The following is a 1387-nucleotide window of genomic DNA, read 5'->3' as shown; positions in this document are numbered from 1 at the left end:
ACTCCGCGATGTACCGGCTGACCGGACGCGGATTGGGGTTGGCCGGCGTCGGTTCCCCGTCCTCGACCTCCCGCTCGTCCTCCGTGATCCACTCGCGCAGCTCGTCGACCAGCTCGGCCAGCATCGGCGGCGCCGACTGCGGCAGCCCGATCGCCGTCACGTCGTCCTCGCGGTCGGTACGGATCCGGGCCACCGGCAGCAGCAACCGCCGTCCCTCCGGCCCGCCCTCCTCGCCCGCGAAGACGAACAGCAGCCGGTCGCCCGCCGTCAGCGCGGTGGACGTTCCCGACACGAAGATCTCCGAACGCCGTGCCAGGTCCTCCGGCGTCAGCAGCGACGGCCGCCGCCTGCGCACCGACAGCGTGTTCCACGACGCCCGCGCCGTCAGGTCCTCGCTCGTCTCGAAGACCTGCGAGTCCTCGCCGGACGTCGTCGGCACGCTGTTGCTGCGCGCGCCCCGCGGAATCACCACGGAGATGTCCGGGTCCCGCGGATCGCGGTCGAGGGAGTACGCGAGGAGGGTGTCGGCGGCGATCCCCGGCCGCGGCCGGTGCCCCACCAGCCGGCCCAGCAGCACCAGCGAACGGTGTTCGTCGGCGGTCCGCAGATACGCCTCGTCGGCGATCCGCTCCGAGTGGAAGGTGAGCAGATCACCGACCACCGCCCACGAGTCGAGCAGGCCTATGGCCGGATCGTCGGGCGTACGGGCGGTCAGGCCGCGCAGCGCCGGATAGGCGGGCGAGGCCAGCCGGTCCAGCATGGCCGCCAGGAACGAGCCGTACTCGCCCACCCGGTAGTCCAGGGCGCTGCGGCCCGGAGGGTTGTACAGCGCCCTCGGCGCGTGACGCTCGTCGTGGCCGCCGCAGCCGCAGCCGCACGCGCCGGTCATCGCGCACCTCCGCCGAGCTCGATGGACAGCCGCCCGTTCTCGGGCCGGTCGGGGTCGTTGTCGCAACGCGCGATCTCCAGCGGGCCGAGCCGCAGCACGCCTGCCTCCAGTGCCGTGTGGTCGATGTGGTCCGGATACGAAGCGGTCGGTTCGAAGAGCCTCTGGAGCCGGGTCACCCGCACGCTCTCCACTCCCTGCACGGCGGCCGCCGCGGCCACCAGGCGGCTCAGCCGCACCGGTTCGCCGAACGTCAGCGCGTCCGGGTGGAAGAAGCCGAGCCGCCCGCCGGGAAGGCGCCGGCTGCCCAGCAGCCGGTACAGCTCGGCCAGGATCCGACCGTGCTGATGACCGGGCGCCGCGCACACCTCGATCGCGACGTCCAGCGGCACACTGCGCGCCGGACCCACCACCAGGTCGTGCCCGATACGCCGGCAGCCCTCCAGGGCGTGCGCCACCGCGTCCAGCAGCTGCGGGCCGGCGTCCCCGGCCGCCGCCGCG

General features: G+C 73.8%; 2 pseudogenes. Both read right to left on the bottom strand.

What is annotated here, in order from left to right:
• Window positions 1-889: pseudogene (locus tag ACWGH4_RS35085) on the bottom strand (putative baseplate assembly protein); the annotation flags it as partial.
• A pseudogene (locus tag ACWGH4_RS35080) lies at window positions 886-1387 on the bottom strand (putative baseplate assembly protein); the annotation flags it as partial. The pseudogenes ACWGH4_RS35085 and ACWGH4_RS35080, both read right to left, overlap by 4 nt.

The sequence above is a fragment of the Streptomyces sp. NPDC054847 genome (genome assembly GCF_053610925.1).
Note: the sequence above shows the minus strand (reverse complement) of the source record. Positions and strands in the feature narration are given on the sequence as shown.